Source organism: Brochothrix campestris (genome assembly GCF_046058945.1).
In the GTDB taxonomy this organism is placed as follows: domain Bacteria; phylum Bacillota; class Bacilli; order Lactobacillales; family Listeriaceae; genus Brochothrix; species Brochothrix campestris.
In genome coordinates this window covers 667,134-679,744 of sequence record NZ_CP175511.1, presented here as the reverse complement: position 1 = coordinate 679,744, position 12,611 = coordinate 667,134, and the positions used below count along the sequence as shown (strand labels likewise).

Annotated in this window: 12 protein-coding genes, 1 riboswitch and 1 other annotated feature; of the genes, 1 reads left to right on the top strand and 11 read right to left on the bottom strand. The window is 41.0% G+C overall.

Features of this window, described 5'->3' with window-relative positions:
- Positions 1-39 precede the first annotated feature (39 nt).
- From ACJYYY_RS03490 to ACJYYY_RS03445, 10 genes are all read right to left on the bottom strand, one after another.
- Positions 40-2,271, bottom strand: coding sequence for a CDP-glycerol glycerophosphotransferase family protein (locus ACJYYY_RS03490; protein WP_035314733.1), 2,232 nt, complete (start codon positions 2,269-2,271; stop codon positions 40-42).
- 313 nt (positions 2,272-2,584) lie between these two features.
- The gene (locus ACJYYY_RS03485; RefSeq protein ID WP_035314763.1) at positions 2,585-3,973 is read right to left on the bottom strand and encodes an FAD-binding domain-containing protein; all 1,389 of its coding nucleotides are present in this window, start codon (positions 3,971-3,973) and stop codon (positions 2,585-2,587) included.
- A gap of 4 nt (positions 3,974-3,977) precedes the next feature.
- Positions 3,978-4,811, bottom strand: coding sequence for a Cof-type HAD-IIB family hydrolase (locus tag ACJYYY_RS03480; RefSeq protein WP_035314735.1), 834 nt, complete (start codon positions 4,809-4,811; stop codon positions 3,978-3,980).
- A gap of 126 nt (positions 4,812-4,937) precedes the next feature.
- On the bottom strand, positions 4,938-5,297 hold the full coding sequence (gene rplT / locus ACJYYY_RS03475; protein ID WP_035314736.1) for a 50S ribosomal protein L20: 360 nt from the start codon (positions 5,295-5,297) through the stop codon (positions 4,938-4,940).
- Between the two features lie 59 nt (positions 5,298-5,356).
- A complete protein-coding gene (gene rpmI / locus ACJYYY_RS03470) occupies positions 5,357-5,557 on the bottom strand; it encodes a 50S ribosomal protein L35 (protein ID WP_029091835.1) in 201 nt (66 codons plus the stop codon).
- A gap of 46 nt (positions 5,558-5,603) precedes the next feature.
- Positions 5,604-6,122 carry a translation initiation factor IF-3 gene (infC, locus tag ACJYYY_RS03465; protein WP_232217940.1) on the bottom strand — a complete coding sequence of 173 codons (519 nt, stop codon included), beginning with the start codon at positions 6,120-6,122 and terminating at the stop codon, positions 5,604-5,606.
- 42 nt (positions 6,123-6,164) lie between these two features.
- Positions 6,165-6,285, bottom strand: a sequence feature (ribosomal protein L20 leader region).
- Between the two features lie 57 nt (positions 6,286-6,342).
- Entirely contained in the window at positions 6,343-7,185 is an 843-nt protein-coding gene (locus ACJYYY_RS03460; RefSeq protein ID WP_035314740.1) for a polysaccharide deacetylase family protein, read from the bottom strand.
- Positions 7,186-7,210: 25 nt separating this feature from the next.
- Positions 7,211-8,575 carry a TrkH family potassium uptake protein gene (locus ACJYYY_RS03455; RefSeq protein ID WP_035314741.1) on the bottom strand — a complete coding sequence of 455 codons (1,365 nt, stop codon included), beginning with the start codon at positions 8,573-8,575 and terminating at the stop codon, positions 7,211-7,213.
- A 7-nt stretch (positions 8,576-8,582) separates the two neighbouring features.
- Positions 8,583-9,332 (bottom strand): TerC family protein, encoded by a 750-nt coding sequence (locus ACJYYY_RS03450; protein WP_408869231.1) that lies wholly within the window; start codon positions 9,330-9,332, stop codon positions 8,583-8,585.
- 91 nt (positions 9,333-9,423) lie between these two features.
- Positions 9,424-10,182 carry a TerC family protein gene (locus ACJYYY_RS03445; protein ID WP_035314742.1) on the bottom strand — a complete coding sequence of 253 codons (759 nt, stop codon included), beginning with the start codon at positions 10,180-10,182 and terminating at the stop codon, positions 9,424-9,426.
- A gap of 86 nt (positions 10,183-10,268) precedes the next feature.
- A riboswitch (yybP-ykoY riboswitch) is annotated at positions 10,269-10,422 on the bottom strand.
- 187 nt (positions 10,423-10,609) lie between these two features.
- On the opposite strand from ACJYYY_RS03445, the gene ACJYYY_RS03440 reads away from it, so the two are divergent.
- A complete protein-coding gene (locus tag ACJYYY_RS03440; RefSeq protein WP_408869111.1) occupies positions 10,610-10,810 on the top strand; it encodes a hypothetical protein in 201 nt (66 codons plus the stop codon).
- Positions 10,811-10,955: 145 nt separating this feature from the next.
- Here ACJYYY_RS03440 and ACJYYY_RS03435 read toward each other — a convergent pair whose 3' ends face one another.
- A complete protein-coding gene (locus tag ACJYYY_RS03435) occupies positions 10,956-12,530 on the bottom strand; it encodes a peptide chain release factor 3 (RefSeq protein WP_035314744.1) in 1,575 nt (524 codons plus the stop codon).
- Positions 12,531-12,611: the final 81 nt, after the last annotated feature.

Genomic DNA, 12,611 nt, shown 5'->3' with positions numbered 1-12,611 from the left:
TCCCCTTCCATAGCTTATCCCTACGATGCTATGTTTCCCTTATTTTCGTATCTGCTGTTCAAACACCCCGCTCCAAAAGGGCGAGTCTTTTTCCAAGTTAATTACCTCATCAAACACAGTATCACCAAATAAGCGGCGCCATTCTCGTTGATAAGCTTTTTGATAATGTTTTTTTGATTGCTCGGTACTAAATTGTTGCGTCTTTTCGAACTCACGAATCGCCATTATTTCAGCTAAAGTTTTCGGCATCGTTGGTCCGTACGGTACGAAGTTAACGTCGTTGCCTAATGAAACAATACTCGCTTTTTTAGCGCTATCTTTTAAGACGCCACCTCTCATCATCGCAGTCACAAGATGGTTATTCGCTTGGCGTTCTTTCGTCCCCTTAACAAAACTCGGCAAGACCGTTGTATCGCTCAATAAACCACCTAAATATAAATCTTTTTGACGATATTCTTTGTTTGCAACAAGCTCAACTTCGCGACTATCATCTTTGAAAAACCAGAGGGCAACAGCTTCACCTGAACGGCCCTTATCAAGTGGACAAAAACGTGCTTTTGCTGCCAAATAACGCGGACTTGGGGTTTGATCAACAATCCCTCGTTCAACCGCTGCCACGAGCTCTTCAGTCGTTTTCGCAATAAAACCAGGTAATTCTTCCTCACTTAAATTTAAACCACGGGCGCTGCGATACTCGTCAACATCGTATAAATAATGCACGATTGGTTTTTCTGTCGGTATAAAATCAAAGAACACACTTGAATAATCTGAGATTAATACATCCATTGTACTCATCAGTAAATTCGTTGAAATATCACCTGGTGGCATAATAATATTGTCCGGCATTTTGACCATTTTTAAAACCGATCGTGTAATTGGATGCCCTCTAAATAAAATATTGGCATCAATTCGTGCTAGAGCCTCTAAGTCACTTACTAACTTATCGACATCAAAGTGATTGTCTTTAGACGTTCCACGCCAAGTCGGTGCATATAATACATTGGCTTTCCCATTATTGATTTTCAAACGTTCTAAAATAGCTCGTTTGACGGTATCATCCTGTTTCAGTGTAATATCAATCCGGGGATAGCCCGCAATTGCAACTTTTGCCGAACGAATGCCTTTAATTGAATAGGCATATTCCTGTTGTTCGACCATAAATTGATTTGGAACAATTAAGTGGGTCGCTTGTAAATAATTTCGTGTACTGATTGCAACACCGACTTCTTTGTTGGCACTTTGGCGTCCCACTGTTTTGTAAAAGATACCGTGCGTGGTGTGTAAGTACTTTTGACCAGGTTTACGTACAACATATTGTGCAAAGACCGAATCACAAATTAGGTATTTTGCGGTGGTAATGTATCGTAAATAAGCATCTGAATTACGCTTCACGAAAATAATATTCGCCTGCTTACGATAGTGTTGTGGGATGGCTTCAAAGTCATTAATAACCCATATGTGTATGTAGTCACTAAAGTCTTCATCTCTAAATGTATAATCAAAAACCCCACCTGGATTACCCATCATGCTCGACCCACTCATGCTCTCATAAAACACCATTTTATCGTTTAATTCTTCGTAAAACTCATAGCACATTGCATATTTAACAGATACATCAGCGATTGCTTTTTGGTAGGATTTCTCTGACATATTACTCGGAATACGGTATAAATCTGCCTCACGATATTTTGCTAAAGCCGCCTTTTCTGCTCCTGTTTGAGCTAGGCAAAAAGCCAATCGTCGGTATATTTCAGGACGATGTACTTGTTGTCGTGAAACAGTCTGTTGGTAATTAACCGCCGCTTGCTCATAATTAGCGATATCTTCAAAACAGCGCGCTAAATTATAATACCAACCCGAAAAGACCTTTTCTCCTTCGAGTGCGTGTTCAATATAAGGAATCGCCTCTGTTGGTCGATTCAATTTTTTTAGTAAAATACCTAACTGATAATATAAGTGCGAATCGTTGTGAGTCTCCGTTAATTTTTCTTTATAAGCGGCGATTGCTAATTCCCATTCACCCTGTTGCTCATGAAGGACCCCTATGCCAAAACGAGACACATTTTTCACATCGCTTAATCCGATGGCAGCAGTAAACGCTTCGTTTGCAGCTGTTTGTTGACCGTCAACTTGCAGTTGTAGTCCCTTTGCATATAATGCATCGGCCGTCGGTTGTACCTTTTGCTCGACTACGTCGTCTTTCAGTTGTTCTTGTTGTAGCGGTGATTCCTGTTTTTTAAACTGTTTCTTCCATCTGCCAAATAATCCCATATCCTACGCCCCCACATCTTTAGTCTGTCACTGATTCCCCTACGTCTTGTTCGTACATATTCTTCTGTTATATTTTAAAAAAACTATCATTATTTATTATAACTAAGTTAGAACAAGGCTGTCAAACACTGCTCAAACTCGAAACGTTTACACTCGTTCGTCGCATAAAAAAACTAAGCATTTAATAATGCTTAGTGCCCGACTGTAGACAAAGTCGAATGAAACTTCCTTTTCTGTGAAAATAAGTCAACGAACTCTGACTACTGATAATCAGACTGAATAGAAATACTGCTCTATCTTCTAGTTGCATCAGCTAACCGTCAGTTTTATTTTTTATTCGCTTAAAACGTTCGATTGCAGCCAATCGTGCAGTTTGGTGGTCAACGATTGGCGCAAGATAAGTAAGTCCATACTTCTGCGGTTCATGAATTTCTTTGGACTTTGCCAATACAAGTTCAGGTAACCAACGGCGAATGAACGCACCATCCGGATCAAATCGCTTGCTTTGGACCGTTGGATTAAACACACGGAAGTACGGCACAGCATCAACACCCGTTGAGGCAGCCCACTGCCAACCACCTGCATTTGAAGCACGATCATAATCAATTAGTTTCTCCGCAAAATAGCGCTCACCTTCGCGCCAATCAATCCCGAGATCTTTCACTAAGAACGAGGACACCACCATCCGCAGGCGATTGTGCATCCAGCCAGTGGCATTCAATTGTTTCATCGCCGCGTCAACTAATGGATAACCGGTTTCGCCCTTACACCAAGCATTAAATCCCGCTGGATTAACCTCCCATTCGAGCGCACGGTATTGAGGCGTTAATGCTTCCGTTTGTATCGTGGGATTTTCACACGCAATCATCTGATAAAAATCACGCCAAGCCAACTCTTTAATGTAAGTCGCCTGTCCTCGTTGCTCGCTTGTGACGACACGACGATACACTTCCACTATTGAGAGGACACCATACTTTAAATAAGGCGACATCCGACTCGTGCCTGCACGGGCAGGAAAATCACGGTCGTAGTCATACGTCGCTAACGGACCGGCAATAAATTGCTCTAACTGTTGACGTGCAGCTGTGACACCAATCGTTTCATCCCATTGCTGAGCCCTTAACTGTGTAAGCAAGCCTGCAAAAACGCGTCTGCCTTCATCGAAGCATGCCCCTTCATACTGAGGAGAACACGACTGCTCACAGCGAATACGATGCCAACTCGGCTTTTCTAATGCTAGCCATTGACGATAGTAAGGTGTAAATACTCGATAGGATGAGCCGTCTGCTTTTTTCACTTCCGCCACGCCATGTAAATGGCCGTCTAAAAACTGTTGGTAAGGGATCTGCTTGTCTTCCAACAACGCTATTAATTGCTGATCACGACGCAAACGCTCACCAGACAATTGCCTATTAAAGTAAAACGTCACATTAGTTCCAAGCGTCGCTAACAAAGACGTAAACGCAGCACTCAGTTCACCAGCAATAAAATGCAACGGTGCTATCTGCTGACATTCAGTCTGAAACCAGTTCAATGTTTTAAAGAAATAATCATGTCGTGCAGTTTTTGGAGCAAACTGCGAGGGATTCAAATGAAACAACAGCACTATTTGATCATGTGTTTCTCGAGCATCTAAGGCAGCTTGTAAGGCTGGTTGATGATCCAAGCGTAAATCATTCCGAAACAAGACAATATGTATCATTGGTTTAAGCAAGTAAATGCGCTTGAATAAATTGACCGACGCCACCTTCGTCACTATCAACCGTTGAAATATGTTTAGCAACCGCTTTAACAACTGGTTTTGCATTACACATTGCTAAGCTTTCAGGTGTTGCTTGTAACATTGACATGTCATTCTCATTATCCCCACACGTTAATGTCGTTTCGAGCTCTAAGTAGCCATGCTCTGCTAGCCATTGCACTGCAGCTCCCTTTGTACTGTTACCGACCATCACATCTAATAAGTTACTGCCCGAAATAACCGTTTCAACACCTAGTGCTAAGAATTCAGTTCGCACTGTTTCAAGCAACGCCTCATCTTCAATAATAACGAGCATTTTCAACATCGCCTCATCTTCATGTAAGGCACCTAAAATATCTGGTGTAATCGTATACGGTGTTTTTTCATCCTCTGTTTTAGCTTCCGCATTAATTTTGACATAACGTTCCATCGTGCCGTATAATGCCGGACTAAGTAAACGTTCTGTTGTATAAATGTGATAAGGAACCTGATGTTTTTGCGCAATCGCAACTGTTTTTTGCATCGTTTCAAGCGGTATTGCGTTTTTAAATAACACCTCGCCAGTTGTCCAGTCACGGATTAAAGCACCGTTACATGAAATAACGGGCAAGCTGATGTTCATTTGTGAGGCATAAATACGCGCACCTAAATCGAGTCGTCCCGTTGCCATAATCAACTGACCTCCTTGTGCCTGCCATTGTTTAAAGGCCGCTAAGGTAATTGGGTGCAATTCTTTTTTTGATGTTAAAGCTGTCCCATCCATATCGGTCACGATTGTTTTAATGTTTGCTAATGTCATTGTAATACCCCCTGATATGTTGCAGTCGCTAACGGACTGTTCTCTTTTATTTTAACATGAATCGCTCACTTTTGTTGACGTGCTTAAACACAAAAAAGCCTCTCACAAGGAGAGGCTTTAGCGCTATTATTTAGCTAATTCTGTTTTTGCTGCGTCACATAATTGTGTGAATGCTGCAAAATCATTAACTGCTAATTCAGCTAACATCTTACGGTTCATATCAATACCAGCTAATTTTAAGCCGTGGATTAATTTAGAGTAAGATAATTCGTTCATACGAGCTGCTGCGTTAATACGAGCAATCCATAATCTACGGAAGTTACGTTTTGTTTGGTGACGATCACGGTAAGCATACATGTTTGCTTTCATTACAGCTTGGTTAGCTACGCTGAAAATAATGTGTTTTGCTCCGTAATAACCTTTTGCTAATTTGATGACCTTTTTGCGACGTGCGCGTGTTACAGTACCGCCTTTAACTCGTGGCATAAGAATTCCCTCCTGATTTTAAAAACAATGATTTTTGGTCGTTTCTTGGACGACTTCGATTATTTGATGTTGTCTAATTGTTGACGGATACGTTTCATATCGCCAGCTGATACTAATGCAGATTTACGTAAATGACGTTTTGCTTTAGTAGATTTGTTTGCAAACAAGTGACTTGTTTTAGCACGGCCACGTTTCAATTTACCTGAAGCAGTTTTTTTGAAACGTTTAGCTGTACCTCTGTGTGTTTTCATTTTTGGCATGGTTTTTTCCTCCTTGTATTAACACAGCATTAAATGCTGTCCCCGATTAGCTTTCTTTCGGCGCTAAAACTAAGAACATACTACGTCCGTCCATTTTAGCTTTTGATTCGACTGTCGCAATTTCTGCACACTCGGATGCAAAACGGTTTAGAACTTCTAATCCAATTTCTTTATGTGTAATCGCACGTCCTTTGAAACGGATAGAAGCTTTCACTTTATCGCCTTTTTCTAAGAACTTAACTGCGTTACGCAATTTTGTATTGAAATCATGTTCATCAATTGTTGGACTTAGTCGTACTTCTTTTTGCGTAATTGTCTTTTGGTTTTTACGCGCTTCTTTGTCTTTCTTTTGTTGTTCGAATCGGAACTTACCGTAATCCATAATACGGGCTACTGGCGGTTTTGCGTTCGGAGCAACAAGAACAAGATCAAGATTTGCACGTTCTGCAAGTTCGAGTGCATCATGTTTAGATGTTACACCTAACTGCTCACCAGTTTGAGTAATTACACGAAGTTCACGAGCACGAATATTTTCATTGATCAAAGTGTTGTCTTTGCTAATGATAATCCACCTCCAAATTAAATTGAACCTAGCATGATGTTCAAAAACATGAAAAAAACGGGCATTTCATCTCAGAAATACCCGCAAACAGACTTAATTAAATAGTTTGTTAGCCTGAAAACAATGACGTCAACAAGGCGAGAAGCGGAAACTTCTTCTTTCATGTATTATTTAAACTCACAAGATTTATATTACCACGTCACTTTGTAACTGTCAATCCTTTTTACAAACCATTTTCAATTAAAGTGCGATAACCTTCGATACTTAAGCCCGGTGTAATCCGCACACGTTTCAATTGATAATACCCGTCAGCTTTAGACGCAAGCCCTGGCTCAGTCGTAACGGCTAGTTTGTAGCCGGCGGTGTTAGCGGCTGCCAACGTCTCGTCATTGTATCGACCGACAGGATAACTTAAGATGATGCTATCGTAGTCGAGCTCGTCTTTAATAAACCGCTTCGAATCAATCATTTCGGTTAACTGCGTCTCTTTGGCCAGCAGGTTCAGTTCTTGATGATTGACCGTATGACTTTCAATCGTCACCTGCTGCTGTTGCATTGCTTTCATTTGTTCGATTGTGAGATGATTCGGTTTTCCAGTAGTGCCTGTAATCATAAAAACAGTACTCGCAAGACCATAGCGTTCCAACACCGGTAAAGCTGCTGTGTAATTATCGGTATAGCCATCATCAAAAGTGATAAGGACTACCTTTTCGGCTGGAACCGTATTCGTTTCAAAGGCCTGATACAATTCAGCTGGGGTTAAGGTGTAATAGCCTGCTTCTTTAAGAAACTGCATCTGTTGCTCAAATTCTGTAGGTGGCACCCGTAACGAATTACCGCTCGAAATGCTATGATACATTAAAATCGGTATTTTAACCGGTGTTTCACGTGTTAACCATCTCTGTGTTTCTTCCGCTTTTCCAGGTGGGGGTACTGCCTTCTTCGGTGCTTTCTGTACCTGCTTCACTGGTTTTATTTCTGTTTTTTGGGAAAGGTACGCATCTGTCCCCATTGCGGCAACCACGCATAAACCAATGAGAAGCAACCACTTCGCTATCTTCGTCATCTGGACTCCTTTTGGCTATTGTCAGCTAGCCTGACACAACCTTTTCTTTCGGATATCTAAACCCATATTCATTATCTGTTTTCGCTGCTGTAAACAATAAAATATACATCATCGATACCCGTCCAACAAACATTAACATAATAATAACCAGTTTACCAACGATAGACAGTTGAGCCGTTGCACCGAGTGACAAGCCCGATGTCCCGAAGGCTGATGCCGTTTCAAACATTAATGACATCAGAGGAATATTGACCTCTGTTAGCGATAAAATTAAGACCGAAGTGAAACAAAGCAAGCCCGAAAACAAGGTGACCGATAAGGCTTTTCTTAAATCTTCTTCAATGAGCTCACGTCCAAATACATGCACATGTTTATGGCCACGTGCTGTTGCAAAAATAAACAACACCGTCATTGCAAAGGTTGTTGTCCGTATCCCACCACCCGTTGAACTGGGTGATGAACCGATGAACATAAATAAAATTAAAATCAATAAGGTCGTGGCCGAGTACTGATTTAAATCCAGCAAAGTAAAACCACCACTGCGGGCCGTCGCCGAGGTGAATAAGGAATAAAACAAGCCTTGATGCCAAGTCATCCCACTAAAGAATTTATTAAATTCTAGGAGAATGATTAACATCGCCCCTGCAAAGTAGAGACCAAAATAAGTAAAGGTTGTTAATTTCGTAAAGAGCGAAAAACGAAAGGGTCGCTTCGTTGATTTTCGTCCAATTAAAAAGCGCTTGACTTCTAACAGCACCGGAAAACCAATGCCCCCCATGATCATTAATAACATGACAACCGTTTGGATGAAATAATCACCCGCGAATGGTTCCATTGATAAGCCATCCATATCCATCCCTGCACTAGTGGCAGCTGCAACACTCAAGAAGAAACCATGGAAGAAAGCTGAACCCACATCTTTATAATGAGGAATCGTGTATAAACCAATCAAAATACCGCCGATTACCTCTGCCGTCGTAATAATAATAAACACGTCACGAATCAGATTAACCATGCCACTCATTGAGTAGGCATTTACATCCGTTTGAATGAGACGACGTTGTTTCAAACCAATTCGACGTCGCAACATCAAATAAAACAATGTACTCATCATCATAATACCGAGGCCTCCGACTTGGAAGAAAATCATCATACAGACAAGACCAAACGTACTGTAGGTACCTCCTGGGCTAACAGGCGATAGACCAGTGACACTGACTGAACTTGCCGCGACAAATAACGTATCAATGAACGACACTTCTTGCCCTGGCTTTTTTGCAATCGGCAATAACAAAACGAGTGTGGCAACTGTCATCGCGACAAAATAAAACGATACAATCGCTTGTACTGGCGTCAAATTACGCAATCGTAATCGCAAGTGATAGAACATGGTTAATTCACCCTTTCTGATGTGTCAACTTTATCTTAATTAATGCGCCGATAATAATGACTATCATAACACCCCAGAATGTAACTTGCCACCCGATACTTTCTGGGAACCCAAGCGCTAAAACACCGATATCTTTATGTGCCAAGGTTAAGACCGCTAATTTCACACCGACCCAACCGACAAGCAAGAAGGCCGCCTGTTCTAAAACAGGATAAAGTTCTAACCAACGGACAATTTTAGTGGCAGCGAAGCGAATACACAATAACCCGATAAAACCACCAATAAACATCACGATAAACTTCCAGCCATCCATACCACCAATTGAGAACGTATGTGTACTCGGTAAGGTAATCACTAAGGCCGCCGCAGCTAAAATCGAATCAATCGCAAAGGCGATGTCCGACAATTCAACCTTCAACACCGTCCCCCAAAATGATTGGGACTTTCTGTCGGTATCTATGGCAGTCATTGACGCTTCTTCCGTCATAAAATGTTTCACCGCTAAATAGAGCAAGTACAACGCACCAAGCGCTTGTATATACCACATATCAACCAAGAGCGATATGACAAACAGCGCTGTGAATCGTAAAACCATCGCACCCACTAAACCATAAAACAGTGCTTTTTTTTGCGCCTGTGGCTCTAATCCCTTAACCATTACCGCCATCACGACTGCATTATCGGCTGATAACACCACTTCTAAACCAACCAATACGATAAATACCCAACCGTATTGTAAAAAAAGACTTGCATCCATTTTGACACCTTCTTCATTAAATTTCTTCACATGTTTGTTTGCATAAAGAAAACTCAATCAAACACTTTGTAAAGTGTCTGATTGAGTCATTTTAAACTGTTGTTTCTTTTGCTTTACGCGATACAATCACACTGATTACAATAATCAATACCATCACGCCATAAAAAATACTTTGCCACACTGTCCCATGTGGGAAGTGTGCGTCTAACAGCGCTACTTTTTCATGCGCTAAGGTCATAACAACCAATTTGACACCGACCCAACCGACGAGGACAAATGCCCCAGTTTCGAGTGCGGGGTATTTTTTCAACAAGTTCACCACCGCTGTTGCAACAAAGCGAATGATGATTAAGCCAATCACGCCACCAAGGAACATAACGATAAACTGCGCTGTGTCAATCTCAGCAATATGGCCCCAACCTGATGGTGGCAACGTAATTGCTAATGCCACTGCTGCTAACATTGAATCAACTGCAAAGGCAATATCTGCCACTTCAACCTTAATGACCGTCGCCCAGAAACCACCTTGCTTACGTTTCTTAGTTTTATGTTCGCCTTCTTTATGGGCGAATTTCTTATAGAGATTAGAACCCGCTATGTAAAGTAAGTAAACTGCACCAAGCGCTTGCAACTGCCAATATTTAGCCAAGGTTGCGATTAAGAATAACGCGATAAAACGGAACACTAACGCTCCGACCAAACCATAAAACAACGCCTTTTTTTGTTGTTCTGGCTCTAAGTGTTTCACCATTACTGCCATCACGACCGCGTTATCAGCCGCTAAAATTCCTTCCAATCCAATTAATACGATTAAAACCCAACCATACTGTAATAACATTGCTGCATCCAAAAAATCGCCTCCTCTAAATTATCTGTGTTAAAGTCCCAGTGACGTTTAAGGTGTATGGCGGTTAGACCCCTTTTTTTAAACAAAAAAACAAGCCCTTTGCCCACCTTAAATAAGTGTGGACAAAGGTCTCGCTGACATGACACATGTTGATAAAACCGATGGAATTAATCCATGTATTGACGACTTTATCTTGCTTACTGTTATCAACAGTAAGCAACGCTACTCCCCTTTGACACAAAATGTCAAACTGATATTTAATTGAGTATATCGTAACATATGGCCAATTCATTCGTCAATTTTTTTTACGATTTTTTTGCAGCTGGCTTATTATGCTGATATAGTTGCAATGGAATTCTATTTAAGTGTAAAATGAAGTATAGTTTCACTAACGTTGTTTCTATCAATCTAAGAATAGAGGTATCTTTCAATGAGTTATTATTCAATTCCTATTGCCACAATTATTATTGGTTTTATTTTTTTACTTTGGACCTTTTTACTTGTTAAATCCTCAAAAAAACGCATCTCTAAACTCGGTTTTTTCAACCTACTGCTCATCGCAGTCATTTTAATTGTAGCCGGATTACTACTATTGCTCGTATTTACAGGCGATTTGGCCACTTTGTTGTAATAATAGCTAGAGAAATGAAAGTGAAATCAGCTCGTAAACAACGTCACTGTAATAGCATTCGAAAGAAAATGAAATCCGTTTAGACTTTATCTACAATCTGAAAGGAGGGGACCGAAACTAATCGGTCCCCTCCTTTTATCTTAGCTTAGATTAATTCAAACAGTTCAACATCCGGGTTCTTATCACTAAACCAGCGTAAGGCAAATTCATTTTCAAACAAGAAGACGGGTTGATCGTAACGGTCACGCACAAGCATATTACGAGTCGTTGCTAATTTTTCATCCGCATCTTCTGGTTTGATCCAACGCGCCATTTTCTTGCCCATTGGTTCCATGATGATTTCAGAATTGTACTCATTGTTCATCCGGTGTTCAAACACCTCGAACTGTAATTGACCAACAGCTCCAAGCATGTAGTCACCCGCATGCCATGTTTTGTACAACTGAATGGCACCCTCTTGTACTAATTGTTCGACACCTTTATGGAAATGTTTTTGTTTCATGACGTTTTTAGCTGACACACGCATAAACAATTCCGGTGTGAATTGTGGCATTTTTTCATAATGCAGGTTTTTAGCCCCCATCGTAATCGTGTCCCCAATTTGATAGTTACCTGTATCATATAAACCGATAATATCACCCGAAACGGCATGGCTCACAATTTCTTGAGAATCGGCCATAAATTGGGTTGAGTTATTCAGCTTAATCGTTTTACCTGTCCGTGCTAAATGAACGTTCATGCCTTTTTCAAACGCCCCCGAACAAATACGGACGAAGGCGATCCGATCGCGATGGGCTTTGTTCATATTGGCTTGGATTTTGAAAATAAAACCAGAGAACTTGCTGTCGGTTGGATCAACTAAGTCACCTTCTTCAGTTTGGCGCGGTTGCGGTGCTGGAGCAAAATCAACAAAAGTTGATAAGAAGTTTTCAACACCAAAGTTGGCTAAGGCACTACCAAAAAAGACAGGTGTTAATTCACCAGCTGAAATCGCCGCTTCATCAAATTCATTGCCTGCTTCATCTAATAAGTTGATTTCTTCCATTGCTTCATCAAAATAAGTTGATTCCTGCACAGCATGAGGTGCCAATAATTCATTTTTATCATTAAGAGGGATAAAGCGGTCCGCTTCGTCCTCATAACGATATTGCTCAATACGGTGATTATAGCGGTCAATGTTACCAATCAACTCTTTTCCCATCCCGATTGGCCAGTTCATTGGATAAGCACCAATGCCCAGCACTTCTTCTAATTCTGAAATCAAGTCCATTGGATCGCGACCCGGACGGTCTAATTTGTTAATAAAGGTAAAGATGGGAATACCGCGCATGCGACAAACTTTGAACAGTTTCATCGTTTGTGGTTCAATCCCTTTAGCCGAGTCAATTACCATCACTGCACTATCGACCGCCATCAATGTACGGTACGTATCCTCACTAAAATCCTGGTGACCAGGAGTATCAAGGATGTTGATGCGGTAATGATCGAAATCAAATTGCATCACTGAACTTGTTACCGAGATACCACGTTGTTTTTCAATATCCATCCAATCGGATGTGGCAAACTTACCTGACTTTTTACCTTTTACTGTTCCGGCTGAACGAATCGCACCACCAAACAGTAAGAGTTGTTCTGTAATCGTTGTTTTACCCGCATCGGGGTGAGAAATAATCGCAAACGTTTTACGCGATTCAATTTCTTTTTTAATTGCGTCTATCATGAATACCCTCCGTTTATCTAAATAGAATCTGATGTTTAACAAAATAAACTACATCGGACTTCCTCCGTAACTTAAAATTGA

What these genes read in the sequence shown, in the direction of transcription:
- ACJYYY_RS03490 (WP_035314733.1), bottom strand. Translation starts at nt 2,271, where the DNA reads ATGGGATTATTTGGCAGATGGAAGAAACAGTTTAAAAAACAGGAATCA.
- ACJYYY_RS03485 (WP_035314763.1), bottom strand. Translation starts at nt 3,973, where the DNA reads ATGATACATATTGTCTTGTTTCGGAATGATTTACGCTTGGATCATCAA.
- ACJYYY_RS03480 (WP_035314735.1), bottom strand. Translation starts at nt 4,811, where the DNA reads ATGACATTAGCAAACATTAAAACAATCGTGACCGATATGGATGGGACA.
- rplT (WP_035314736.1), bottom strand. Translation starts at nt 5,297, where the DNA reads ATGCCACGAGTTAAAGGCGGTACTGTAACACGCGCACGTCGCAAAAAG.
- rpmI (WP_029091835.1), bottom strand. Translation starts at nt 5,557, where the DNA reads ATGCCAAAAATGAAAACACACAGAGGTACAGCTAAACGTTTCAAAAAA.
- ACJYYY_RS03460 (WP_035314740.1), bottom strand. Translation starts at nt 7,185, where the DNA reads ATGACGAAGATAGCGAAGTGGTTGCTTCTCATTGGTTTATGCGTGGTT.
- ACJYYY_RS03455 (WP_035314741.1), bottom strand. Translation starts at nt 8,575, where the DNA reads ATGTTCTATCACTTGCGATTACGATTGCGTAATTTGACGCCAGTACAA.
- ACJYYY_RS03450 (WP_408869231.1), bottom strand. Translation starts at nt 9,332, where the DNA reads ATGGATGCAAGTCTTTTTTTACAATACGGTTGGGTATTTATCGTATTG.
- ACJYYY_RS03440 (WP_408869111.1), top strand. Translation starts at nt 10,610, where the DNA reads ATGAGTTATTATTCAATTCCTATTGCCACAATTATTATTGGTTTTATT.
- ACJYYY_RS03435 (WP_035314744.1), bottom strand. Translation starts at nt 12,530, where the DNA reads ATGATAGACGCAATTAAAAAAGAAATTGAATCGCGTAAAACGTTTGCG.